The organism is Burkholderia sp. b14 (assembly GCF_900156195.1).
GTDB lineage: Bacteria > Pseudomonadota > Gammaproteobacteria > Burkholderiales > Burkholderiaceae > Mycetohabitans.
Genome location: NZ_FTPJ01000003.1, coordinates 1,266,886 through 1,289,022 on the forward strand (window position 1 = coordinate 1,266,886; position 22,137 = coordinate 1,289,022).

Sequence of the window (22,137 nt, forward strand, 5' to 3'; positions counted from 1 at the left end):
CACGCATCGACAGCGATGGGGCGCCCGACCGGGCCACGCCCGCTCTGTTCGTGTCAGACGCCAGCTTCGAACGCCGCCGCCGCGCGCTGCAGCCGGTCATTGACCGCTGCCCATTCCGCGGTGGCCGGCAATGGCTCGATGAAAATACGCAGCACGTTCGCGCCATCCAGTTCGCGCAGCATCCGGTACAGTTCGCGCGCATACACGTGCGGATCGTCGGGCGCGGCGACGAACTGCAAGTTGGGCCGCGCACGCAATGCCTCGGCCTGTGGCAGGCCAGCGCGCGCGATGACCGCCAGTCGTTCATGCGGCGCATGGGCGGCGACCTCGCACAGGATTGCTTCGAGCGGCAGCAACGCGAGCGGCGTACGCGGCGCATAGTGAGCTTTCAACGTGCCCGAGGCGCGCGGCACCGTGGCATCGCTGCCGTCGGGCAGCCGCGGCGGCGCGCCCAGCACGTCGGCGATCTGTTGCGGCGTGATCCGCCCAGGGCGCAGCAGCGCCGGAAAGCCACGCGACAGGTCGATGATCGTCGACTCGATGCCGACATCGCATGCGCCACCGTCCAGTACGTGCACGCTGTCGCCAAACTCGTCGCGTACATGCTGCGCGGTCGTCGGGCTCACATGGCCGAATTTGTTCGCGGACGGCGCCGCCACACCGCCGTGGCCGTGCTGCAAGTCGGAGAACGCGCGCAACAACGCCTGCGCCACCGGGTGCGACGGACATCGCAGCCCGATCGAGTCCTGCCCGCCGCTCACCGCATCCGGGATCGCGTCGGCCCGCTTCAGGATTAACGTTAATGGCCCGGGCCAAAATGCATCGATCAGGCGCCGCGCCTCCGAACCCAGCGTGCGGACCCAGCCACCGGGATCGTCACCTGGTGCCAAATGGACAATGACGGGATGAGTCGCGGGCCGCCCCTTAGCTGCGTAGATGCGCGCCACGGCCTGTGGATTGCGGGCATCCGCGCCTAACCCGTACACTGTCTCGGTCGGGAACGCAACTAGTTCGCCAGCGGCCAAGCGGCGTGCGGCGGCATCGATCAAGGCCAGTGCCGGCCACCCGTGCGTCGGCACGTCGCTGTCGGCAAACATCGGCGTTGGCGCATCACTGTCAGCAGACGTCGGCGTTGGCGCGCCACGCCCGTCGTTGCGTTGCCGGATACCATTCATTCGAGTCGGATATGCAAAAGGCGCGCGCAGTCGCGCGCGGCCGCCCGAGCTTCATCCAGCGTCAGCGCAGTCAGCGTCAGATGGCCCATCTTGCGCCCGACGCGGGCTTCCTCCTTCGCGTACAGGTGCAGGTGCGCACCCGGTATCGCGGCAACCTCGTGCCATGGCGGCACGCGCGGCGTCTTGTCGGCAAACCACACATCACCAAGCAAATTTAGCATGACCGCGGGCGAATGCTGGCGCGTGCAGCCCAGCGGCATGCCAGTCATTGCGCGTACCTGCTGCTCGAACTGGTTCGACACGCACGCGTCGATCGTATAGTGGCCGGAATTGTGCGGCCGAGGCGCCATTTCGTTGGCCACCAGCGAGCCGTCCTTCAACACGAAGAACTCCACGCACAGCACGCCGACATAGTCTAGTTGTGCAGCAATCGACAGCGCCGCAGCCTGCGCCCGCTCAATGAGCGCCGCATCCGCAACCGGCGCCGGCGAAATCGTCTGCGACAGAATGCCGTTAACATGGATATTCTGCGCGACTGGAAACACCACCGTCGTGCGGTCCGCGCCGCGCGCAACGATGGCCGAGATCTCGTACGCGAGCGGCAACCGTTGCTCGAGTACGCACGCGACGCCACCCAGCGCTGCATGCGCGGCGCGCACCTCGTCCGGGTTGCACACGCTCATTTGCCCCTTGCCATCGTAGCCGAGCCGCGCGGTCTTCAGGATGCCCGGCAGCACCGCCGCCAGGGCCTCGTCGGACAGGGCCTGCAGCGCGGCCGACGACTCGATCACCACGTGTGGCGCGACCAATACGCCGGCCTGCTCGATCCAGCGCTTTTCGGCGATACGATCCTGCGCGATGGCGACGCACTGCGCGGACGGACTCACGCAGGTGGTGCGTGCCAGCCAGTCTAGGCTGGCGGCTGGCACATTCTCGAACTCGGTCGACACCGCCGCGCACAGCCGCGCCATTTCAGCGAGCGCCTCGCGATCGTCATACGCGGCGCAAAGATGGCGATCAGCAACACCGCCCGCTGGACAGGTGATCTGCGGATCCAACACGGCGACACGGTAGCCCATCGCCTGCGCGGCAAAACAGAACATCCGGCCGAGTTGGCCGCCGCCGACTATGCCCAGCCATGCGCCCGGCATGATTGGCGCGCGTGGATACATCGGCGCGCCGAATGTGGGCGAGCCGGCACACGCTGTCGAGGATGAACCCGTGCCTACGGGTAAGCGAACATCTGTCATCTTGTCAGAATAATAAGGTCGGCGGCAGAGCCTCTGAGACACACAATTCAATGCCGAAGGCCGCCATGCCAGCGCATCGGCCCATGCGACGCGTCAATCCGCCGGCAGCACCATCGCCCGCGCGGCATCGTTCTGACGCACGCGGAACATTGCGAGTTTGGACGCGAAGCCGTCCGCGTCGACCGGCGCGCCGACACTGTCCGCGCTCGCGAGCAACGCAACGACGAACAACGCGGCATTGGCCGCGCCGGCCTCACCGATCGCAAACGTCGCGACCGGCACGCCTTTGGGCATCTGCACGATCGAGTGCAACGAGTCCACGCCCCGCAGGTACTTGCTAGCCACCGGCACGCCGAGCACCGGCACCGTCGTCTTGGCCGCGAGCATGCCGGGCAGGTGTGCGGCGCCGCCCGCACCCGCAATGATCGCGCGCAACCCACGCGAACGCGCTGCTTGCGCATAATCGAACATCTCATCGGGCATCCGGTGCGCGGACACGACGCGTGCCTCGTAGGGCACGCCGAACTCGCGCAGGATCGCCACGGCGTGCTGCATCGTGTCCCAGTCCGACGACGATCCCATCACCACGCCAACCAACGGGCTCGGGTGGCTGTGCGCACCGCCGGGCTGTGCTGGCTGCTGTGCTTGCTGCTGAACTTCATTCATTGCGCGCTTCCGTTATCGATGCAGTGGCTGGCCCGTGAGCCGCTCGAGAGCTTCGCGGTATTTCGCCGCGGTTTTGTCGATCACCTCGTGCGGCAGCTTCGGCGCCGGCGGCGCCTTGTTCCACGGCTGCGCCTCCAGCCAGTCGCGCACGAACTGCTTGTCGAACGACGGCGGGTTGGTGCCGACCCGGTATTGGTCTGCAGGCCAGAATCGTGACGAGTCGGCGGTCAACACCTCGTCCATCAGGTACAGCTTGCCGTCGTCATCGAGCCCAAACTCGAACTTGGTGTCCGCGATGATGATCCCGCGCGTGGCCGCGTAGTCCGCGGCCGCCTTGTACAGCGAGATGCTGATGTCGCGAATGCGCGCGGCCAGCTCGGCGCCAATACGCTGCGCGACGTCAGCAAACGTGATGTTCTCGTCGTGATGACCGATGTCCGCTTTTGCCGCCGGCGTGAAGATCGGCTCCGGCAGCCGTTGCGCGTTCTGCAGGCCCGCCGGCAGCGCGACGCCGCACACCGAGCCGCTGGCCTGATAGTCCTTCCAGCCACTGCCAGTGAGGTAGCCGCGCACCACCGCCTCCACCAGGATCGGCTTCAGGCGCCGCACCACGACCGCGCGACCGGCGACCTGCGGCACCTCGTCGGGCGCGACGACACTTTCCGGCGCCACGCCGGTCAAGTGGTTTGGCACCACGTGCGCAAGCTTGTCGAACCAGAAATTGGCCATTTGGTTCAGCACGCGCCCCTTGTCCGGAATCGGCTCGCCCATGATCACGTCGAACGCCGACAGGCGGTCGGTCGTCACGATCAGCAACTTGTCGTCGCCAACCGCGTAATTGTCGCGAACCTTGCCGCGTCCCAGTAGCGGCAGCGACTTCAGCGTGGATTCATAGAGCACAGAGGGCATCGTCGGGTCCCAGAAAGTGGAAAAGCCGTTCCACGGCAATGCGGGAACGGCGTGTATTGTAAACCGAGCGCAGCATGGCGCCGCGGGACCGGCAACACGCGCCGGCCCAGCTAGCGACGAATCAGCGCACCACTTGCTTGAGCGCGCCCGACTTGTATTGCTCGGCGATCTTGTCCAGCGGCAACGGCTTGATCTTGCTGGCCTGCCCTTCGCAACCGAACTGCCGATAGCGTGCCAGGCACACCTTCTTAGCCGCTTCGCGCGCCGGCTTCAGATAGTCGCGCGGGTCGAATTTGCTCGGGTTCTCGACGAAATAGCGGCGGATCGCACCAGTGATCGCCAGCCGCAGGTCCGTATCGATATTGATCTTACGCACACCGTGCTTGATGCCTTCCTGGATTTCCTCGACCGGCACGCCATACGTTTCCTTCATGTCGCCGCCGAACTCGCGGATCTCCGCCAGCAGCTCCTGCGGCACCGACGACGAGCCGTGCATCACCAGGTGCGTGTTCGGGATCCGCGCATGGATTTCCTTAATCCGATCGATGGCCAGAATGTCGCCGGTCGGCTTCTTCGTAAACTTGTAAGCACCATGGGACGTACCGATCGCAATGGCCAGCGCATCGCACTGCGTCGCGCGCACAAAGTCGGCCGCCTGCTCGACGTCGGTGAGCAGTTGCTCGCGCGTCATCGTCCCTTCCGCACCGTGGCCGTCCTCCTTGTCGCCCTTCATCGTCTCGAGCGAACCGAGCACGCCGAGCTCGGCCTCGACCGTCACGCCGATCGCGTGCGAAAACTCGACCACTTGTCGCGACACCTCGACGTTGTACTCATAACTGGCAACCGTCTTGCCGTCAGCCTGCAGCGAGCCGTCCATCATTACACTGGTAAAGCCACTGCGGATCGCCGCCATGCAAACCGCCGGCGATTGCCCGTGGTCCTGGTGCATCACGATCGGCAGATGCGGATAGGACTCGACCGCCGCCTCGATCAGATGGCGCAGGAACGCTTCACCCGCATATTTGCGCGCCCCCGCCGACGCCTGCATGATCACCGGCGCATTTGCCTCGTCCGCAGCCGCCATGATCGCCTGCACCTGCTCGAGGTTGTTGACGTTGAACGCCGGCAATCCGTAGCCGTTTTCAGCCGCGTGATCCAACAGTTGACGCATCGATACGAGAGGCATGTTTCACTCCTTCAATGAGAATTCTTCCCGGCATTGGCCGCGCTACCGTGAGCCGCGCGCATCCGTGTTGTGCCGTGCGCCGCGCGCTGCCTCAAATCGGGCGCTGTCGCGTCGGTCATTGACCATTATTGTACGTTGACTGGAACGCGCCCAGCGGTGAAAACCTCAGACAATGTCGCCCACCTTGACGATCTTCAGCGTATTGGTACCGCCCGCCTGCCCCATTGGCTCGCCCACGGTCAACACAACAATGTCGCCGCGCACTGCGTAACCGTTCCTCACTAGCAACTCGAGCGCCTGCTGTAGCGCCGTATCGCGGTCCAGGCTCGATTCCAGGTGCAGCGGCACCACATTGCGATACAACGCCATCATCCGCTCGCTGGCCACGCGCGGCGTCAATGCATAGATCGGCACATGCAGCCAATGCCGGCTCATCCATAACGCGGTCGCGCCCGACTCGGTCAGCGCAATAATTGCCTTGGCGCCAAGGTGGAACGCGGTGAACAGCGCTCCCATCGCAATCGATTGGTCGATGCGGGTGAACGTACGATCCAGGAAATCCTTGTCCAGCTCGACGTGCTCGGACTTTTCCGCCTCCACGCAGATGGCCGCCATCGTCTCGATGGTCTCGACCGGATACCGGCCAGCCGCAGTCTCCGCGGACAACATCACTGCATCGGTGCCATCCAGCACCGCGTTGGCTACGTCCGAGACTTCTGCCCGCGTCGGCACCGGGTTCTGGATCATCGACTCCATCATTTGCGTGGCGGTAATCACGGTCTTGTTCGCCTCCCGCGCCATCCGGATCATGCGCTTTTGCAGCGCCGGCACCGCCGCGTTACCGACCTCCACCGCCAAATCGCCGCGCGCCACCATGATGCCGTCCGATGCATCGAGGATCTCCTGCAATGCCGGGATCGCCTCGGCACGCTCGATTTTGGCGATCATCTTCGGCTTGTAGCCGTACGGTGCGCCGGCGATGTTCGCGAGCTGCCGCGCCATCTCCATGTCCGTCGCGTTTTTGGGAAACGACACGGCGACCAGATCTGCGCCGAGCGCCATGGCCGTACGTATATCCTCCATGTCCTTTGCCGTCAGTGCGGGAGCGGACAGACCACCGCCCTGCCGGTTGATCCCCTTATTGTTCGATAATTCACCGCCGACCTTCACGGTCGTGTGGATCTCCTCGCCAACCACCCGCTGCACGCTCAACACGATCAGGCCATCGTTAAGCAGTAGGACATCGCCGGCCTTCAAATCGCGCGGCAGGTCCTTATAGTCCAGGCCGACGCGCTCGTCGTTGCCCAGTTCGCACGCGGCATCCAGCACGAACGGCGCGCCAGCAGCGAGCGTCACACGGCCGTTCTCGAACTTGCCGACGCGGATTTTCGGGCCTTGCAGGTCCGCCATGATCGCCACTTCACGGCCCGCCTGTCGCGCAGCCTCCCGCACGAACTCGGCACGCTGACGATGATCATCGGCGGTGCCATGCGAGAAATTCAGCCGCACAACATCCAGCCCCGCCGCGATCATCCGCGACAGGATATCTGGCGAGCTGGACGCGGGTCCAATGGTGGCGACAATCTTGGTAGCGCGATGCATGAGTCTCCTCGACTGGGTTAAAGCGCTGCTGCGGAGGCGATTGCCCGGAGCGAATGCGACACCGGCGCAACGCCGCTGCGCGCGGCCGGCCAAGCCAGGACAGCCGCGCCGCTATGCTGCGGTGTCGGCGGTGCGTTGCACAAGGTCGCGCGCCGTTGGCCGTTTATGCGCCGGCGTTACCGGTTTGCGCACGGCTTTGCAGCACCTCGACCGCAGGCAGCGTCTTGCCCTCGAGGAACTCGAGAAAGGCCCCTCCACCGGTCGAGATATAACTGACCTTGTCATGAATACCGTACTTCGCAATCGCCGCGAGCGTATCGCCGCCGCCGGCGATGGAGAACGCCTCCGACTTCGCAATGGCCTGTGCGAGCGTCTTCGTGCCGTTGCCAAACTGATCGAACTCGAACACGCCGACGGGCCCGTTCCACACGATTGTGCCGGCCTTTTCCAGTTGCACGGCCAGCGCTGCCGCGGTCTGCGGACCGATATCCAGGATCATGTCGTCGTCGGCCACCTCGCTTGCCGCCTTGGTCTGCGCGTGGGCATCCGACGCGAACGCCTTCGCAGTCACCACGTCGGTCGGAATCGGCACCGACGCCCCGCGCGTGTTCGCCGCGTCGATGATCGCTTTGCCCTCACCGACTAAATCCACTTCGGCCAGCGATTTGCCGATTGGCAGCCCGGCGGCCAGCATGAACGTGTTCGCGATGCCGCCACCCACGATCAGTTGGTCGACCTTCTCGGCAAGCGACTTTAGGATTGTCAGCTTCGTCGACACCTTTGAACCCGCCACGATCGCCACGAGCGGACGTTTCGGGTTGCCGAGCGCTTTGCCCAGCGCATCGAGTTCCGCCGCGAGCAGCGGACCGGCACACGCTATTTTCGCGTACTTCGCGATCCCGTGCGTGGTCGCCTCCGCACGGTGTGCGGTGCCAAACGCGTCATTGACATAGACGTCGCACAGCGCGGCCATCTTTTGCGCAAGCTCGTCCGAATTCTTCTTCTCACCCGGGTTGACGCGGCAATTCTCGAGCAGCACGACATTGCCGGGCGCCACGCTCACACCACGCTCAACCCAGTTAGCCACCAGCGGCACGTCGCGGCCGAGCAACTCGCCCAGGCGCTTGGCCACGGGTGCGAGAGAGTCTTCCGACTTGAACTGCCCTTCGATGGGCCGGCCCAGGTGCGATGTCACCATCACCGCCGCACCGGCATCGAGCGCCTGGCGGATCGCCGGGACCGACGCGCGAATGCGGGTATCCTCGGTAATGTGGCCGGCATCGTCTTGTGGCACGTTCAGGTCGGCACGGATGAACACACGCTGGCCGCGGAGCTTTCCGTCCGCGATGAGGTCGGTCAAACGCAGAACTTGAGTCATGAGGTTGGCTTGACGGAGTTGAGGAAAGGGTAAAGCCGCAGCGCGATGGCCGCTGCCTGCCGCTCAGATGACGCATTTGCACGCGATGGTCCATTTTAACGCATCGCATGGTGACGCAATGCCACAGCGACCAAGTGTATTGCGCTTACACTGCGCACAACGTAGTGCTTGCGGGCATGAAGGCGATGCGCTCAACCCACCAAACAATGTCGATGCGTCTTTATAGGCGGGGCGGCATTAAAAAGAGCTGGTATCTGCGCGCCGGTAGTGTCATACCCCAAGCCCGCTTTTGCACCTCGCATAATGTTGGCAACACTGCGCTAATCGAGCTTGCGGCAGCGATGCAATCACGGTCGCCGTCCCGGCAAACGAGAAGGGCGCCCTGACGCGCCACATCAGTGGCGCTTACCCACGGTGTGTCATGGGGGTGACGGAAGTCCCAAAAACGTGTGCGTCCACGACCATAAAATGCAATCGATTGCGCTTCATGGACTGCCCCGCCTACTATCGGGACATCCCCACCCATCCGCTGGCGCCAAAGATCGCTTGCAGCAACCGCAAGCTCAGCCCGCGGCTCGCTCCCCCCTTCTGTATTGCGCTTCGCAGCCAGCCATCCGACAATAGGCGCTATCGTCAGTACGATCAGCCAGTAGGTCAACATCACCCGCGGTACGCGCTCCAGCGTTATCTCGAATCCGTCACGACGAAGTACCATCAGCCAAAACGGAACGATAGCGAACCACTGAGCCATGCCCCATACGGAGGCCATCTGCGTTTTCGCCACCACTGCTATCGCCCCCACAACAATAAGCGGGCCTGCGACTAGCCACCAAAGGCCAGCATGCCTGGAAGGCGTGACACAACTGCGCGCCATCGCGAGAGCCGCCTGCCGCCAGCGTGCCCCGGCCAATAAAATAACAAAGCAGAAACTTGGTAAAAGATAGCCTAATTGCGCAGCCGTGTAGGTACAAAAACGCGCGATAGCATCTCCCAGCGTTCCGCCCGCACGGTTTTGCGCGTAATGGAGTGTTGGAAAATCATTGACCACGAGCCAGTGAAGATGAGGTAGCACGACGACTGCTGCAGTGCCTGCTACCAGCCACGAGCGCCAACTCAACAAAGTGGCGCGCCAAGCCGGATACACAAATGCGGCAATGCATAACGCTATGAGCAATACCGCTGAAAAGTACTTACCCAGCATCGATACACCGGAAAGTACACCAAGCGCAATCGCGCAGCCCACGCGGCGATTTTGCATAAAGCAGACAAAGAAATATGCAGTCCATGGCCAAAGCGACAATAAAACTGCATTAGCATTGAACTTGATCGCAAGATTTGAGTACAGTGGGGAGACCGCCATTGCCAATCCTGCCAAGACAGCGAGCCGCGCTGGCAAGAAGCGCTTGGCAAGAGCCACGATACCAAGCAAGCCCACCATTACGTTAAGCGACGACAGAGAGAAGTACGCAATATCAGTATGAGGGAAAACGCGAAACCACGCTGCAGTAATCCATGCAAACAATGGGGGATGCTTTGAATAGCCGGCTTGCCATTCTATGCCCCACACGTAGTTCTCGACCATGTCACCCTGCCTGTCAAGGTTACCCCATGACAGCCATGCGGCGAATGTCCATACAGCCGCGTGTATCGGTAACAACCAGAGCATGCGCAAATCGCAATCCACGCCGCCCTTCTTTTTCATATCAATACCAGTTTTGTAGAACAAAGCTAATTTGAAATTGAGTTTCAGAATAAATTTTTACTGCGATGAACCATGCACGCTTAACGATAGATTTTCCGGACAATATACGCAGGCCTTCTTTTGGCTTCCATATATATGCGTCCCACGTACTCGCCTATCATACCAATCCCTATCAATTGAATCCCACCCAGAAAAAGCACGACAGTAATGATCGATGCATAGCCCGGCACATCGACTCCCCGCAACAGCGTGCGCATAATTAAATACGTGGCATAAAAAAGGGCCAGCCCTGCAACAGTGCCACCAATATACGTCCACATCCGCAGCGGTAACGTTCCAAAACTGGTCAGTCCTTCGAGAGCCAAATTCCACAACTTCCAGGCAGAAAACTTTGATTTGCCGCCCGCCCTTGAGTGACGAACATAGTCAACCACACTCGTGCGGAACCCAACCCATGCAAACAATCCCTTCATAAACCGCCGGTTTTCAGGCAATCGCTTCAGCGCTTCCACTACATTGCGGGACATCAACCTGAAGTCACCCGTATTTTCGGGAATTGCTGTGTCGGAGATTGCATTATGTAGTCGATAAAAAAGCTTGGCGGCCCCTCGTTTGGCATAGGTATCTGTGTGCCGCTTCACACGTCTGGCCAATACCACATCGAAACCCTCCCGCCATCGCGCCACCAACTGGTGAATAACCTCCGGCGGATCTTGCAGATCCGCGTCAAACGGGATGACCGCCGCGCCTCGAGCCTCATGGATACCGGCTGTTAAAGCCGCCTCCTTGCCAAAATTGCGCGACAATTCAACGATACAAATGTGCTGATCGCTCGCGCGCGCAGTCAACAGTTTCTGCTGTGTAGAATCGATACTACCATCGTTGACACAAATAACTTCATAGTGCGCTTTGGGCAGGCTGCGCAGCACCGGCAAGACGGCGCGAAAGAACGGTTCGACCACCAGCTCTTCGTTGTAAAACGGCACAACGAGCGAAACCAAAGGGTACTTCATAGCCGCCTGAGATTCGGCATCCTCTTCTACGCTGCCCGCCGGCGCCAAGCCATGTCGAACATGGCAACAATGTGGACAGACACACTGCACTGCCGCGGGCAAGCCGTTTAGCGACGGGTTGCCACCATGCTGCCTGTCACCAGCAGTGTCACACTGCCACGAAGTTTCATCGATGGGAGCGGTAAACCGTTGCAATACGTACTCTCCAAGCCTATTATTCAAAAAAGCCTAACAACATGCACCGGACACGAGGATTAACCGGCAAAACGACGCACATTCCCGCGCTCATTAGATTGTCAAGCAACTATAGCCGACACTTAAAAAACCGACACTTAAAAAAATAGTGTGTCACCCAACGATCGGGAGCATGTTACCTGACCAACAGGTAGCTTCCCTATAACCTTTTATGCCAGGGTTACAAATATGGACTGTCCGCTCCCCCGGACTGTTAGCCACACCCGCTTACCGGCGCGCAAGCCTTGCCATCAAAGTCGATGCACTGGCCGCCCAGCATCACATGGTCGCTTTACCGCACGCTCAACTAGTCGAACAACCAATCGTTTAGTGTAAGGGGCTGCGAACCGTATGATGCATGTCGCCCCAGTCGATTAAAATATTATCGCATAAGGTACACGACACTCCAGCAACAACATCCGCTTACCAGCTCTACACGACATTTTGCCGAACAAATCAGTTACTGGCGGATTTTGACAACAATCGCCGACACCATGATCGGCACCAGCGCCAGCGTGCCGACCAGAGGCTCAATCCCCAATCGCCTGGGAAAAGGCGTGCGGGCAGGATGCCGACGATCGACGATGTCTGCCACTGGACCCAGCTCGATGCCGCCATGCCCCAGAAAAACGGCTCTTTCCCGAGTTCATAGCTTGGCTTGAATCCGCGTGCCTGAAACAGCAGGTAAATCACGTCGCCGTTGAAATAGCCCACCAGCAGACGGCGCGGCCTTGACAGGTACGAAAATGGGCGCCAAGCCGGCACTAAACACGATAAACCACGTATTGACCATCGCCGCGGTCAGCAGCACGGTCCACATCGGCAGCTACGCGGCGAGCAGCGGCAACACGGCCAGTTGCGAGGAACCGGCATACACAAACAGCGACATCCCGAGGGCTTGCGGCACGGTCAGCACCGACTTGCTCATCGCGATGCCGGTCACTAGCCCCCAGGAGAACATCGCGGTAAAGGTCAGCGCATAGGTGCGCACGCCATCGACAAAGGCGCGGCGATCGACATCGGACAAACGCTGGAACATGGCGGCAACGGTCAATTTTGCGCTGTATTCAGCCTCGCTTGCGATGAATAAGGCGTACCGCAAAGAGGAATTGACGATCAACTGACGGATCCCGAAACGCCGGCGTGTGCCGCGCGCGGCCCGCCGCGAGAAATGACGGCGGGCCGCTGCAAGCTGTACGCCGTATGCGCGTCGGGGTTCGAATTGGCGCTAAAATAACGTCCTTTGGCTGAGCCGTTGCACGTTCCGTGCGGGCGGCCAATGACAGACACCGCGAGGAGAATCCCTATGTCAATGGCCGACCGCGATGGCAAGATCTGGATGGACGGCAAGCTGATCGACTGGCGCGACGCGAAGATCCATGTGCTGACGCACACGCTGCACTACGGAATGGGCGTATTCGAAGGGGTGCGCGCGTACCAGACCTGCGAGGGCACCGCGATCTTCCGGTTGAAGGAGCATACGAGGCGCCTGTTCAACTCGGCAAAGATCTTCCAGATGGACGTGCCGTTCGACCAGGAAACGATTATCGCCGCACAGCGCGACGTCGTGCGGGAAAACAAACTCCAGTCGTGTTACCTGCGCCCGATCATCTGGGTCGGCTCCGAGAAGCTCGGCGTGTCGGCGACAGGCAACACGATCCATGTCGCAATCGCAGCATGGCCGTGGGGCGCCTACCTCGGCGACGAAGGGCTGTCCAACGGCATTCGCGTGAAGACCTCGTCGTTCACGCGCCACCACGTCAACGTGTCGATGGTGCGCGCCAAGGCGTCGGGCTGGTACGTGAACTCGATCCTCGCCAACCAGGAGGCGATCGCCGACGGCTACGACGAGGCGCTGCTGCTGGATGTGGACGGCTACGTGTCCGAGGGCTCCGGCGAGAACTTCTTCCTCGTCAACAATGGCAAGCTGTATACGCCGGACCTGTCGTCGTGCCTAGACGGCATCACGCGCGACACGATCATCACGCTGGCGAAAGACTTCGGCATCGAAGTCATTGAGAAGCGCATCACGCGGGACGAGGTGTATACCGCAGACGAGGCGTTCTTCACCGGAACCGCGGCCGAAGTCACGCCAATCCGCGAACTGGATAACCGCCCGATCGGCGCCGGCCGCCGCGGCCCGGTCACCGAAAAGCTCCAATCTGCATTCTTCGATATCGTGTCGGGGAAAAACAAACAGTACGCGCACTGGCTGACCCAGATCTGAACCTGCCTCTTTGAAACCCAAGATCGACCCTATGAGCGAACTGAAGGAAATGCCGCTGATTGAACTCAGCGCGAAGGACGTCCCCGCCTATTGCCCAAACCCGGCGATGCCTCGCTGGAGCGCGCATCCGCGTATCTTCATCGACGTCACGCACGGCGAGGCCCGGTGCCCTTACTGCGGCACGCGCTACAAGCTGCGCGACGGCGAGGTGCTCAAGGGCCATTGAGTCCAGCGCCACGCACCGGCGCAGGCTGGTCGTGAAAGCTGTCACACCACGGTGCGACAGCTTTCGCGCGCAGCGTCTCCGTGCTGCCTCCCCCGTAATCGACCCGCTTCCGGCGCCCCAGGCGAGAGCCGGCCGAAGCGCTTTTTGACTGGAATTTCTGACCTGATGCGCCGTGCGCTCATAATCGCGCCCAATTGGATTGGCGACGCGTTGATGGCTCAGCCATTGTTCGCGCTAATCAAGCGGCTGCACCCGCGGATCGTCCTCGATGCCGTCGCGCCCGCGTGGGTGGCGCCGGTGCTCGCGCGAATGCCGGAGATCCGCGAGATCCATTCGACTGATCTTGAACACGGCAAGCTGCAGCTATGGCAGCGGTGGCAATTGGCCAGCGATCTGCGTGAAGCCGGCTATGACGCAGCCTACGTGTTACCGAACTCGCTGAAATCGGCACTGATTCCATGGCTTGCCGGCATCCCGCTGCGCATCGGCTATACCGGCGAGAGCCGCTATATGCTGCTGAACGTGCGGCATCCGAATCCGCCGAAGGGCGAGCGAGCGCCGATGGTGCCGCATTACGCGGCGCTCGCCTACGCGCCGGGCGCCAAGCTGCCGGCCGACTTGCCGCCGCCGCGGCTGGAAATTGACTTGAACGAGCCGGTGCGCGTGTCACACCGGTTTAATCTCGACACGCGGGTGCCACTGATCGCGTTCTGTCCCGGCGCCGAATACGGGCCGGCCAAGCGCTGGCCGCCGGAGCACTTCGCGGCGCTGGCTCGGATGATCGGCCAGTCATTTCCGTACACGCAGATCGTCGCACTGGGCTCGCCCAAGGACAGCGCGGTCGCTCAGGCCATCGCGGAACGCGCCCCGAACGTGCGCAACCTGTGCGGCCAAACGTCGCTTGGCGAAGCCTGTGCACTGATCACGCGCGCGAGCGCGGTGGTGACCAACGATTCCGGCTTGATGCATGTGGCCGCGGCATTGCGCCGACCGCTCGTCGCGCTCTACGGATCGACCGACCCGCGACATACCCCCCCCCTGTCCGAGCTTGCGAAGGTACAATGGCTGCATCTCGAGTGCAGCCCGTGCTTCGCGCGCGAGTGCCCGCTCGGTCACCTGAAGTGCCTGCGCGAGCTGTCTGCCGAACAGGTGTTCGGCGACCTGCGCGGGATGCTGATCGCCAACCGCTGAGCTGTGTCGGGGCGCGCCACGCTTGCCGCGCAAAACGAGCGCCCCGCCAGAACCGAACCTATCATCGACGCGCCATGCCACGTTTCGCCCGCCTTTTCGACGCCGCCGCCGACGCGCTCAACGCGTACTACCAAGCTATTGCCGACGCGAACCTGGATCATGCGATGAGCCTGTGGATTGACGAGGAATTCGCCAGCTGCATCTGCGCGGACGGCACGCACATGCACGGCCTTGGCGAAATCCGCGGTGGGCTGGCGAAGCAGTTCGAAGCGGCACGCGTGACGATCGAGCCGGTCGACATCCGCATACACGACAGCCTGAGCACTGTGGTCTACGCAATCGCTGAGGCACACCGTCCGGTCGACCAGACCGAGCCCGCGACGATGGTGTTCTCGACCTACGTGCTCGTGCATGAGCGCGGCGAATGGCGGATCGCCCATATCCACGCGAGCCCGATGCCGGACAAGGCTGCCGGCCAGTTCGCCGCGAAGATGCGCCATGGACAGGGTTCGCTACACTGAACGCTCGTCAGGCGCGGCCCACATCGATTTGATCTACCGGCCGCCCCGCTGGCTACCCAATGCTCATATCCAAACGATCGTGCCGGCGCTGCTCGCACGCGCGCCACGAGTCGCCTACCGGCGCGAGCGATGGACCACACCAGATGGCGATTTCATCGAGTTGGATTGGCTTGATACCGCCGGGCAGGCGTCAGATGCGCCGCTCGTCGTGCTGTTCCACGGCCTGGAGGGCAGTTCTGACAGCCATTACGCACGCACATTGATGACGGCCGTCGCACTGCAGGGCTGGCGCGGCGTGGTCCCGCATTTCCGCAGTTGCAGCGGCCCGATCAATCTGGCGCCGCGTTTCTACCATCTGGGCGACAGCGCCGAAATGGACTGGATTCTGCACCGCCTGCACGACGCGCACGCGGGCCCGCTGCTCGTTGCCGGCGTGTCGCTGGGCGGCAACGTGCTGCTGCGCTGGCTCGGCGAACGGCGTGAGGACGCTGGCAGACTGGTCGATGCTGCGGCGGCCATCAGTGCGCCGCTGGACCCGAGCGTAGGCGGCGTTGCGCTGTCCAGCGGCTTCAACCTCCTGTACACGCGTAATTTCCTACGCACGCTCAAGCGCAAGGCCGTCATCAAGGCGCAACAATACCCTGGCTTGTTCGACGTCACCGCCGCGCTGCAGGCGCGCGACTTCCGGGCGTTCGACGATATCGTCACCGCCCCGCTGCACGGCTTTGGGGACGTGGACGACTACTGGAAGCGCTCGGCGTCTAAGCCGCTGCTGTGCGAAATCACAGTGCCAACGCTGCTGCTCAACGCGCGCAACGACCCATTCCTGCCCGCGCATGCGCTACCGGCAGCGCGCGACGTGTCGGCGGCCGTCGAACTGGCGCAACCCGAATACGGCGGCCATGTCGGTTTCATGACGGGGCCGTTCCCAGGACGCATCGAGTGGCTGGCACGGCGCGTGCTGAGCTACTTCCAACCCTACGCTCGGTGACTCGCGATGGATGACATCGTCAAGAAAGCACTGGCCAAATGGCCCAACGTCTCACACTGCACCGGCTGGCTGCTGCTGGACAGACGCGGCAACTGGCGCATGCGCGATGAGGCAGCACAGTCGGGCGGCGAGCTGGGCACGCCGATCCGGCACCCGGCGCTGCTCGGCTTTATCAATCGCAACTACCAAGGCGACAAAGACGGCCAGTGGTACTTCCAGAACGGGCCGCAGCGAGTCTACGTCGAACTGGCGTACACGCCGTACGTTGTCAGGATGTCCAAGCACGAGGATTTGTCTGAAGCATTGCACGGTGACGTCCTGACGCTGTGCGACCATACCGGGGCACCGTTCGTGCCTTGCGCGTGCTACCTCGACGATGCCGGCGGCGTATTGTTCGTCGATGATGGCGCGCCTGCCCGGGTCGCGGTATTGCACGATTACGACCTAGCGCTCTTCTCCGAGCACATCGATTTCGATGACGACGAGCAGCCGCATACGTTCGTCTGGCGTCCGCATGAGCCGTTGCGGATCCAGCCCATTGACCGCGTTGATGTGCCGGTGCGCTTTCATTTCGAGCCTAGCCCCGCCGCCGTCGCGGCAGCGCGCATGCCAACTCCGTAGCGTGAGCGTGCGGCACGACGGCCCCCGTGGACCCGCTATCCGCGATGCTTGTCGTCGTCCCGCTCTTCCCGATAGCGCTCCTCGAATTCCCGCAGCCGCGCGGCGATCGCCGACATGTCGTAGTATGACGCACCGCGCGTATCGCGCGCCTGCCTGAGCTGGCGGATCGCCGATGGCCACGCGCCGTCGAGCGCCAACGTCTCTGCTTGCGCGCGGCGCTGCTGGACCGTGTCACCCAGTGCGGCACTCGCTTGCGCCAGATAGCGCCACCATTCACTGCGCTGCGGCTCCGCGGCTGCCTGCGCCCGTGCCAGCGCCTGCGCATCGGCGTACCGGCGCGCGGCGATCATCGCCTGCAAATACGCGTCGATCGCCGCGTGCGAAGCCGGATTGCGGCGCCGCGCCAGTTGGGCGTCGCGCAACGCATCGTCCAGCCGTCCGGCGCGGCGGGCGATTTCCGAGCCCAGCACATCCAGGCTGACCGTGGACGGCATGCCATCCGGCTGCGCCGACTGCAATGCGCCGAATGCCGCCCGCGCGCGCCGCAACGAAGCCTGCGCGGCCGCATAGTGCGCTTGCAGCATTTGCGCCAGCGCAATGCCATACCAGTTCGCCGCCACACTCGGCGCGGTCTGGTCATCGATCTCCGCCCGCAAGCGCTGCTCGATAACCGCAAGGTCGCTTGCCGACTTGTTCTGCAACACCCGCACGCGTGCCCGCACGAATACGTACTCTGGCGACTGCCGCGGCTGGCGATACGCTGCATTGCGGGCCCGGTCTGCCATATCGGCGATCCGCTCCCCGGTCAGGGGGTGCGTTCGCGCATAGGGCGGCACGCCAACATTCGCGACCGTACCCCGCTCCATGCGCTCGAAGAATGATGGCATTCCATACGGATCAAAGCCCGCGCCTTTCAGCATCATAAAGCCGACGCGATCCGCCTCGCGCTCGGCGGTGCGTGAAAACCGCAACTGATTGTCGATGGCGAACGCCTGTCCCCCGATCGCCACCGCCGAACCCAGATCCGCGCTGTGAGCCAACGCGCCAGCAAGCAAGCCAAACAGCATGCCGGCGATCGCCGCATAGCTGTTGCGCTCGCTGACCGTGATCATCCGCGCGATATGCCGTTGCAGCACGTGACCCATCTCGTGGCCGACTACCGACGCCAGCTCCGATTCGGTGCGTGTCGCGACGATCAAGCCCGTATTCATCCCGATGAAGCCGCCCGGCATCGAGAACGCATTGATCTGCATGTCGCGCACTGAGAACAGGTCGAAATCCGGCACGTAGCCACCGATGTAGCGCTCGCGGGCCGCGGCCGCGAGACGTGAGGCGACCGAGTTCAAATAGTCCCGCACCAGCCAGTCGTCCAGGTAATCGGGATCATGCCGCACCGCACGCATCACCCGCTCGCCAAGCTTGCGCTCCGCCTGCGGCGACAACGAGCCGCCTGAGCCGTCGCCAAGGCTGGGCAGCGAGTGCCCGTCCGGTCCATGGGACGCATCGGTGAACCTCGACGTACCCGGACGCTCGATGCTGCTCGCATTGCCGCGATACACGCCGAAGACATCGCTCAGCGAATCGGAATAGCGCGGATCATATTGCCTAACATCCCGGCCCGTTGCGCTGACCACCGGAATCGCCGGCGTGCCGGTAGACACCCGCACGCCGGCCTGCACGGTGTCGGGCGCGCCGGATAGCTGGGCGCTTGGCAGCCGCGGCCAAACCAGCGCAACGATGACGGACAACGCAATAAGACGTTTGATTTGCATGACTCGGTCAGGACATCCCGGCACACGACTGTGCAACGGCAGCACCCGTTCAGCCACCGCACCACCGTGAGTACACGTAGGCGTGGGCGCCGCAGTGCTCGTACGCGCCCACGCGTGCCACTGCTATGATACCGGGATGGCTGCGGGCCTCGGTGAATCGCTATTGCACGCTGATGCGCCGCGGACCGGGCCAGCCTCCCGCGGACCGGCAAGCCCCCGCAAGCTGCACAACGCCGCTTCCGGCAACGATATCGTGCCATCACTATCATGTCAGAACTTACCCATTTCGATGCATCCGGCCAGGCGCAGATGGTCAACGTCGGCGACAAAGATGCAACCCGCCGTGTCGCGATTGCGCGTGGCACGATCGCGATGCGCGCCGAAACACTGGCGCTCATCCGCGAGGGCCGCGCCGCCAAGGGCGATGTGCTGGGCGTCGCGCGTATCGCGGCGATCCAAGGCGCCAAGCGCACATCCGACTTGATTCCCCTGTGCCACCCGCTCGCGCTGACCCGCGTGAGCGTCGATTTCACCCTAGACGAAACGCCAGCGGCCGTGCACTGCACCGTCCGCGTCGAGACGATCGGCCGCACCGGCGTCGAAATGGAAGCGCTCACGGCGGTGCAGATCGGCCTGCTGACCGTCTACGACATGTGCAAGGCCGTGGATCGCGGCATGACGATTACCGATGTAAAGCTGCTCGAGAAACACGGCGGCAAGTCCGGGGATTGGGTAGCGGGGGAATAGGTACGGCCGGAACCACGGGGGTTACCCACGGGTCCCGCGCTAGATCAAAACCGGCGAAGCCGATCATTCCCCACCGTCTTCGTCGTCCTCCGGCGGCGCCACCGGCACGATCCCATAGCGGGCGACAAGCGTCTGCTTGAATGGCGCAAGCACACTGCCGGCATCGTCACACGCGCGATACACCGCAGCAAGCTGCATCGGCCAATCCTTCAACATGTCCGCAAATACTTTCAGCCGACGCATGGTCTGCAACGCGCCATCGGTATCGCCAGCGATCGCCTGCAGCACCGCGTACCGCCGCACCACGGTTTCTCCAGGCAATAGGGCCATCGCCTGGCGGTGCATCGCCAGCTTCTTGTCGAGATCGGTCTTATCCAATGGCAACAATGTCGCGAAACCATATTCGCCCCATGCGGAAAACAGCACCGCCGGATCGGCCCGGTATTGCTCATAGGGGTTAGAACCGTAGTACAGCACTTCGGAGCGCGCATAGTCGCGCTGGATTGGGTACAACGCGACGAGGCCGGCAAGTACCAGCGCGCCCTGCCCTCCCCGAGCGGCGGCGGGCGCCGCCCGCAGCGGTGCGGTCTCCAGCAAGCCAATCACGAACCACGCCGGCAGTAGGAAGAACATGTACTGCTGTGGATACTCGACCAGCGCGTGCATCAACAGGATGCCGATCAACGCCACGCCGAATACCCGTTCGACCCGCTCACCACCACGCAGAACGCGTACGAACCACAGCAGCAGTCCCACCACGACGATCGTCAGTCCGAGTACACCGGTCTTGGCCAGCAGGTCGATCACGATGTTATGGGAATTGTTCGCAATCTCGACGTTACCGAGCTTGTTGACGAGTTCGTATTGAATGCGTGGAAATTCGCCCCAGCCGACGCCGAACCATGGGTGCATCTCGAACATCGCGAGCCCGTATTTCCAGAGCGCCAACCGCGGCGCAATCTGGCCGGCATCCTGAAACCGTTCGGCAGCGGACTGACCCAGATTCAAGCCGAAAGACACATTGGCCCAGCGCGTCGCGATATTGACGGCGACGAAAATGACCAGCAGCAACACCGGCGTCGCCCAGTCGCGCAGCGAACGCCGGGTGTCGTGGCGTCCGCCATAGGACGTTACGCGATTGCGATGCGCCTCGAACGCCATCCATACTCCCGCCAGCACGATGACGCCGGTCTGCAACCAAGGGCCACGCGAGACCGTCAATGCCTGACCGGCGGTATAGACCACCGACAACATGATCCATACTGGGTAACGTAACCGTCGCTGCTGAACCAGATACAGCGCCGCGGCCAGCGCAAACGCGATGTACGTGGCCAAATGGTTCGCCTGCGCCATGTTGCCGAACGGCCGCCGCCCTATCTGCACGTTGTAGCTGACCACGAAGGGCGCCACGCGGTTTTCCAAATGAAACAATTGGACGAATTGACAAAACACCGCGAATACGCCACCTGCCAGCAGCGCGTACGCCATCACATTGAACGCGCGTTGCATCGAACCCAGGCGACTGACCCAGTACCCCGTCTGCGTCGTCATCAACGCGGCGAGCAGAAACCCGCCACCGAGCAGATTCATCGATGGCTGAACGGTATCGATGATGAACGGCTGCGCGAATAACAACGCGCCGAACAGCAGCGGCACGAGCGCCACCCGCGGCGCACCGACCGCCGCGCGCTCGCCGGACACAAACACCCATGCGAAGACCGATCCCCCGACCAGCAAGTACAACGCAAGCGCCAAGTACTCGGCGTAGAAGGTCGGAATCGGATACGTATGTAACGTGACCGCGTACGGCAGGATCCAGGCCAGGATAAGAAAGACAAACGTCAGCAATTGCGGCAACGATACGGGCATGGCGGATCGGACTCGGGGAAACCGGCGCACTATACAAAAATTCCGCACCGCTGTGGCGATGCATTGGCTATTTAGCTGACTGCAGCTGACTCGTCCTGTTGCGCAGAATGCCTCAAACCGCATTCGATTCCCGAAGCGGCCCCTTGTGAGGAGCGCACCGATGACTGCATCGACCCGCCAGAAGCCCGACGATTCTTCCCGCACCACGGCACGGACACCGACACCGTCGTGCGCGGCATTCACGCTGGTGGAACTGATGATCGTACTGGCAATCGTTGGCGTCATCGCGTCATTTGCGCTACCGGCGTACCGCGACTATCTGACTCGCAGCCGAGTCGGCGAGGGCCTATCGCTGGCTGCGCCAGCGCGGCTGGCCGTGGCAGAAAACGCCGTAGCGGGCGCGCCACGGCTCGGCAGCGGCTATGCACGACCGCCGGCGACGCGCAACGTGGAGTCGATTGACATCGACGACAAAACAGGGGCCATCACGATCAGCTATACATCGCTGGTCGCACCATCCGGCGAGAACACGCTCGTGCTGGTGCCGTCGACATCCGACGATCCGGACGCACCCCATGCACAAGTATCCGTCAGCAGCAACCGCAGCAGCACAGGCACACTGACTTGGGAGTGCTTCGCCGCCGGCAAGACCACTTCGTCGCTCCCGATTCCCGGGCCAGTGCCGGACCCGAGGCCGACGCTGCCGGACCGTTTTGCACCGCCGGAGTGCCGTGCGTGAGCCTCATCCAGATTCGCGTGTCGCGGCGCATCGGCATGCTGGGCGTGGCGGCATTGCAGTGTCGCCATCGGCATACTGGGCATGGCGGCATCGCAGGACCGGTACCGGTGCACCGGAC

19 protein-coding genes and 1 pseudogene are annotated in these 22,137 nt (G+C 62.6%); 8 read left to right on the plus strand and 12 right to left on the minus strand.

Features of this window, described 5'->3' with window-relative positions:
- Positions 1-53 precede the first annotated feature (53 nt).
- The 10 genes and pseudogenes from B0B13_RS10195 to B0B13_RS10240 all read right to left on the minus strand — a co-directional run.
- Positions 54-1,097 carry an L-threonylcarbamoyladenylate synthase gene (locus tag B0B13_RS10195; RefSeq protein WP_076797266.1) on the minus strand — a complete coding sequence of 348 codons (1,044 nt, stop codon included), beginning with the start codon at positions 1,095-1,097 and terminating at the stop codon, positions 54-56.
- 74 nt (positions 1,098-1,171) lie between these two features.
- Positions 1,172-2,347: a 5-(carboxyamino)imidazole ribonucleotide synthase gene (locus B0B13_RS10200; protein WP_076796169.1), complete on the minus strand. Its 1,176-nt coding sequence runs from the start codon at positions 2,345-2,347 to the stop codon at positions 1,172-1,174.
- Between the two features lie 171 nt (positions 2,348-2,518).
- On the minus strand, positions 2,519-3,091 hold the full coding sequence (gene purE, locus B0B13_RS10205; protein ID WP_076796172.1) for a 5-(carboxyamino)imidazole ribonucleotide mutase: 573 nt from the start codon (positions 3,089-3,091) through the stop codon (positions 2,519-2,521).
- 12 nt (positions 3,092-3,103) lie between these two features.
- Positions 3,104-4,000: a phosphoribosylaminoimidazolesuccinocarboxamide synthase gene (locus B0B13_RS10210; protein WP_076786155.1), complete on the minus strand. Its 897-nt coding sequence runs from the start codon at positions 3,998-4,000 to the stop codon at positions 3,104-3,106.
- 121 nt (positions 4,001-4,121) lie between these two features.
- The gene (gene fba / locus B0B13_RS10215) at positions 4,122-5,186 is read right to left on the minus strand and encodes a class II fructose-bisphosphate aldolase (RefSeq protein WP_076786154.1); all 1,065 of its coding nucleotides are present in this window, start codon (positions 5,184-5,186) and stop codon (positions 4,122-4,124) included.
- A gap of 165 nt (positions 5,187-5,351) precedes the next feature.
- Complete coding sequence (pyk, locus tag B0B13_RS10220; protein WP_076786153.1) at positions 5,352-6,788, minus strand: pyruvate kinase; 1,437 nt, start codon at positions 6,786-6,788, stop codon at positions 5,352-5,354.
- 163 nt (positions 6,789-6,951) lie between these two features.
- On the minus strand, positions 6,952-8,166 hold the full coding sequence (locus tag B0B13_RS10225) for a phosphoglycerate kinase (protein ID WP_076796175.1): 1,215 nt from the start codon (positions 8,164-8,166) through the stop codon (positions 6,952-6,954).
- Positions 8,167-8,386: 220 nt separating this feature from the next.
- Positions 8,387-9,892, minus strand: coding sequence for a glycosyltransferase family 39 protein (locus B0B13_RS10230; protein WP_139337395.1), 1,506 nt, complete (start codon positions 9,890-9,892; stop codon positions 8,387-8,389).
- Positions 9,893-9,948: 56 nt separating this feature from the next.
- Positions 9,949-10,881, minus strand: a complete 933-nt coding sequence (locus B0B13_RS10235) for a glycosyltransferase family 2 protein (RefSeq protein WP_076797267.1) — start codon at positions 10,879-10,881, stop codon at positions 9,949-9,951.
- Between the two features lie 706 nt (positions 10,882-11,587).
- Positions 11,588-12,154, minus strand: a pseudogene (locus tag B0B13_RS10240) (AzlC family ABC transporter permease); the annotation flags it as partial.
- A 267-nt stretch (positions 12,155-12,421) separates the two neighbouring features.
- Between B0B13_RS10240 and B0B13_RS10245 the strand changes: the two are divergent.
- From B0B13_RS10245 to B0B13_RS10270, 6 genes are all read left to right on the plus strand, one after another.
- Positions 12,422-13,342, plus strand: a complete 921-nt coding sequence (locus B0B13_RS10245) for a branched-chain amino acid transaminase (RefSeq protein WP_076786150.1) — start codon at positions 12,422-12,424, stop codon at positions 13,340-13,342.
- A gap of 31 nt (positions 13,343-13,373) precedes the next feature.
- Complete coding sequence (locus tag B0B13_RS10250; protein ID WP_076786149.1) at positions 13,374-13,568, plus strand: zinc-finger domain-containing protein; 195 nt, start codon at positions 13,374-13,376, stop codon at positions 13,566-13,568.
- A 165-nt stretch (positions 13,569-13,733) separates the two neighbouring features.
- Positions 13,734-14,759 carry a lipopolysaccharide heptosyltransferase II gene (gene waaF / locus B0B13_RS10255; RefSeq protein ID WP_076786148.1) on the plus strand — a complete coding sequence of 342 codons (1,026 nt, stop codon included), beginning with the start codon at positions 13,734-13,736 and terminating at the stop codon, positions 14,757-14,759.
- Between the two features lie 74 nt (positions 14,760-14,833).
- On the plus strand, positions 14,834-15,280 hold the full coding sequence (locus B0B13_RS10260) for a nuclear transport factor 2 family protein (RefSeq protein ID WP_076786147.1): 447 nt from the start codon (positions 14,834-14,836) through the stop codon (positions 15,278-15,280).
- Complete coding sequence (locus B0B13_RS10265; protein ID WP_076786146.1) at positions 15,258-16,271, plus strand: hydrolase; 1,014 nt, start codon at positions 15,258-15,260, stop codon at positions 16,269-16,271. The genes B0B13_RS10260 and B0B13_RS10265 overlap by 23 nt, the downstream gene beginning before the upstream one ends.
- 6 nt (positions 16,272-16,277) lie before the next feature.
- The gene (locus B0B13_RS10270) at positions 16,278-16,892 is read left to right on the plus strand and encodes a DUF2946 family protein (protein WP_076796181.1); all 615 of its coding nucleotides are present in this window, start codon (positions 16,278-16,280) and stop codon (positions 16,890-16,892) included.
- Between the two features lie 35 nt (positions 16,893-16,927).
- Here B0B13_RS10270 and B0B13_RS10275 read toward each other — a convergent pair whose 3' ends face one another.
- Entirely contained in the window at positions 16,928-18,664 is a 1,737-nt protein-coding gene (locus B0B13_RS10275; protein WP_076796184.1) for a M48 family metalloprotease, read from the minus strand.
- Between the two features lie 267 nt (positions 18,665-18,931).
- Here B0B13_RS10275 and moaC point away from each other — a divergent pair, with 267 nt between their 5' ends.
- Complete coding sequence (moaC, locus tag B0B13_RS10280) at positions 18,932-19,411, plus strand: cyclic pyranopterin monophosphate synthase MoaC (protein WP_076796186.1); 480 nt, start codon at positions 18,932-18,934, stop codon at positions 19,409-19,411.
- A gap of 63 nt (positions 19,412-19,474) precedes the next feature.
- On the opposite strand, the gene B0B13_RS10285 is transcribed toward moaC, so the two are convergent.
- Positions 19,475-21,280 (minus strand): PglL family O-oligosaccharyltransferase, encoded by a 1,806-nt coding sequence (locus tag B0B13_RS10285; RefSeq protein WP_076796189.1) that lies wholly within the window; start codon positions 21,278-21,280, stop codon positions 19,475-19,477.
- A 160-nt stretch (positions 21,281-21,440) separates the two neighbouring features.
- Here B0B13_RS10285 and B0B13_RS10290 point away from each other — a divergent pair, with 160 nt between their 5' ends.
- On the plus strand, positions 21,441-22,019 hold the full coding sequence (locus B0B13_RS10290; RefSeq protein WP_076796192.1) for a pilin: 579 nt from the start codon (positions 21,441-21,443) through the stop codon (positions 22,017-22,019).
- Positions 22,020-22,137 lie beyond the last annotated feature (118 nt).

What these genes read in the sequence shown, in the direction of transcription:
- B0B13_RS10195 (WP_076797266.1), bottom strand. Translation starts at nt 1,097, where the DNA reads ATGTTTGCCGACAGCGACGTGCCGACGCACGGGTGGCCGGCACTGGCC.
- B0B13_RS10200 (WP_076796169.1), bottom strand. Translation starts at nt 2,347, where the DNA reads ATGTATCCACGCGCGCCAATCATGCCGGGCGCATGGCTGGGCATAGTC.
- purE (WP_076796172.1), bottom strand. Translation starts at nt 3,091, where the DNA reads ATGAATGAAGTTCAGCAGCAAGCACAGCAGCCAGCACAGCCCGGCGGT.
- B0B13_RS10210 (WP_076786155.1), bottom strand. Translation starts at nt 4,000, where the DNA reads ATGCCCTCTGTGCTCTATGAATCCACGCTGAAGTCGCTGCCGCTACTG.
- fba (WP_076786154.1), bottom strand. Translation starts at nt 5,186, where the DNA reads ATGCCTCTCGTATCGATGCGTCAACTGTTGGATCACGCGGCTGAAAAC.
- pyk (WP_076786153.1), bottom strand. Translation starts at nt 6,788, where the DNA reads ATGCATCGCGCTACCAAGATTGTCGCCACCATTGGACCCGCGTCCAGC.
- B0B13_RS10225 (WP_076796175.1), bottom strand. Translation starts at nt 8,166, where the DNA reads ATGACTCAAGTTCTGCGTTTGACCGACCTCATCGCGGACGGAAAGCTC.
- B0B13_RS10235 (WP_076797267.1), bottom strand. Translation starts at nt 10,881, where the DNA reads ATGAAGTACCCTTTGGTTTCGCTCGTTGTGCCGTTTTACAACGAAGAG.
- B0B13_RS10245 (WP_076786150.1), top strand. Translation starts at nt 12,422, where the DNA reads ATGTCAATGGCCGACCGCGATGGCAAGATCTGGATGGACGGCAAGCTG.
- B0B13_RS10250 (WP_076786149.1), top strand. Translation starts at nt 13,374, where the DNA reads ATGAGCGAACTGAAGGAAATGCCGCTGATTGAACTCAGCGCGAAGGAC.
- waaF (WP_076786148.1), top strand. Translation starts at nt 13,734, where the DNA reads ATGCGCCGTGCGCTCATAATCGCGCCCAATTGGATTGGCGACGCGTTG.
- B0B13_RS10260 (WP_076786147.1), top strand. Translation starts at nt 14,834, where the DNA reads ATGCCACGTTTCGCCCGCCTTTTCGACGCCGCCGCCGACGCGCTCAAC.
- B0B13_RS10265 (WP_076786146.1), top strand. Translation starts at nt 15,258, where the DNA reads ATGGACAGGGTTCGCTACACTGAACGCTCGTCAGGCGCGGCCCACATC.
- B0B13_RS10270 (WP_076796181.1), top strand. Translation starts at nt 16,278, where the DNA reads ATGGATGACATCGTCAAGAAAGCACTGGCCAAATGGCCCAACGTCTCA.
- B0B13_RS10275 (WP_076796184.1), bottom strand. Translation starts at nt 18,664, where the DNA reads ATGCAAATCAAACGTCTTATTGCGTTGTCCGTCATCGTTGCGCTGGTT.
- moaC (WP_076796186.1), top strand. Translation starts at nt 18,932, where the DNA reads ATGTCAGAACTTACCCATTTCGATGCATCCGGCCAGGCGCAGATGGTC.
- B0B13_RS10285 (WP_076796189.1), bottom strand. Translation starts at nt 21,280, where the DNA reads ATGCCCGTATCGTTGCCGCAATTGCTGACGTTTGTCTTTCTTATCCTG.
- B0B13_RS10290 (WP_076796192.1), top strand. Translation starts at nt 21,441, where the DNA reads ATGACTGCATCGACCCGCCAGAAGCCCGACGATTCTTCCCGCACCACG.